A 2,153-nucleotide genomic window follows, 5' to 3' on the forward strand; every position below is an offset into this window, starting at 1 on the left:
CCCTTGGGACCTTCTCCAGCCCCAGGATGTGACGAGCCGACATCGAGGTGCCAAACCCCCCCGTCGATATGAGCTCTTGGGGGAGATCAGCCTGTTATCCCCGGCGTACCTTTTATCCTTTGAGCGATGGCCCTTCCATGCGGAACCACCGGATCACTATGCTCTACTTTCGTACCTGATCGACCTGTATGTCTCTCAGTCAAGCTCCCTTATGCCATTGCACTCTGCGCACGGTTACCAAGCGTGCTGAGGGAACCTTTAGAAGCCTCCGTTACTCTTTTGGAGGCGACCACCCCAGTCAAACTACCCACCAAGCACTGTCCCCCGCAGCACGGGGTTAGGCCTCAGATAAACAAAGGGTTGTATTTCAACAATGACTCCAAAGCGCCTGGCGACGCCCCTTCACAGTCTCCAACCTATCCTACACATCATTTATCCAAGGTCAATACTAAGCTATAGTAAAGGTGCACAGGGTCTTTTCGTCCCACTGCGGGTAAACGGCATCTTCACCGTTACTACAATTTCACCGAGCTCATGGCTGAGACAGTGTCCAGATCGTTACACCATTCGTGCAGGTCGGAACTTACCCGACAAGGAATTTCGCTACCTTAGGACCGTTATAGTTACGGCCGCCGTTTACTGGGGCTTCAATTCAATGCTTCTCCGAAGATAACATCTCCTCTTAACCTTCCAGCACCGGGCAGGTGTCAGGCCCTATACTTCATCTTGCGATTTTGCAGAGCCCTGTGTTTTTGATAAACAGTCGCCTGGACCTCTTCACTGCGGCCCACATCGCTGTGGGCGACCTTTCTCCCGAAGTTACAGGTCTATTTTGCCTAATTCCTTAGCCATGAATCTCTCGAGCACCTTAGGATTCTCTCCTCAACTACCTGTGTCGGTTTACGGTACTGGTTCTTACTGCCTGAAGTTTAGAGGTTTTTCTTGGAAGCCCTTAGGCGCGCTATCTCTTTGTCCGAAGACTCCGAGTACTATCGCATTTCGCCATCTTCTACGGATTTGCCTATAGAAGATATAGCTAGGTGCTTTAACGGACTATTCCGTCAGTCCGCGGCGCTTTCATCACTCCGTCACCCCATCACAGCAATAAGAAGTACGGGAATATTAACCCGTTGGCCATCGACTGCCCCTTTCGGGTTCGCCTTAGGTCCAGACTAACCCACAGCTGATTAGCATAGCTGTGGAAACCTTAGTTTTTCGGTGTGCGGGTTTCTCGCCCGCATTATCGTTACTTATGCCTACATTTTCTTTTCTGACCGGTCCAGCATACCTTACGATACACCTTCAGCCCTGTCAGAATGCTCCCCTACCACTTGCACATACATGCAAATCCATAGCTTCGGTAATATGCTTATGCCCGATTATTATCCATGCTCGTCCGCTCGACTAGTGAGCTGTTACGCACTCTTTAAATGAATGGCTGCTTCCAAGCCAACATCCTAGCTGTCTGGGCAGACAAACCTCGTTCTTTCAACTTAGCATATATTTGGGGACCTTAGCTGATGGTCTGGGTTCTTTCCCTCTCGGACTTGGACCTTAGCACCCAAGCCCTCACTGCTGGTAAACATTATATAGCATTCGGAGTTTGTCAGGAATTGGTAGGCGGTGAAGCCCCCGCATCCAATCAGTAGCTCTACCTCTATATAACTATATCCAGCGCTGCACCTAAATGCATTTCGGGGAGTACGAGCTATTTCCGAGTTTGATTGGCCTTTCACCCCTACCCACAGGTCATCCGAAGACTTTTCAACGTCAACCGGTTCGGTCCTCCACTGTGTGTTACCACAGCTTCAACCTGCCCATGGGTAGATCACACGGTTTCGCGTCTAACACTACTGACTAAAGCGCCCTATTCAGACTCGCTTTCGCTGCGGATCCATGGCTTAACCACTTATCCTTGCCAGCAGCGTTAACTCGTAGGCTCATTATGCAAAAGGCACGCCGTCACCCCACGAAAGGGCTCCGACCGCTTGTAGGCGCATGGTTTCAGGATCTATTTCACTCCGTTATTCACGGTTCTTTTCACCTTTCCCTCACGGTACTGGTTCACTATCGGTCTCTCAGGAGTATTTAGCCTTAGCGGATGGTCCCGCCGAATTCAGACAGGGTTTCACGTGCCCCGCCCTACTCAGGAT

At 50.7% G+C, this 2,153-nt stretch carries 1 rRNA gene; it reads right to left on the bottom strand.

The window, feature by feature from the left end:
* A 23S ribosomal RNA gene (locus BLP44_RS22810) occupies positions 1-2,153 on the bottom strand; the annotation flags it as partial.

This window comes from Flavobacterium anhuiense (genome assembly GCF_900101855.1).
In the GTDB taxonomy this organism is placed as follows: domain Bacteria; phylum Bacteroidota; class Bacteroidia; order Flavobacteriales; family Flavobacteriaceae; genus Flavobacterium; species Flavobacterium anhuiense.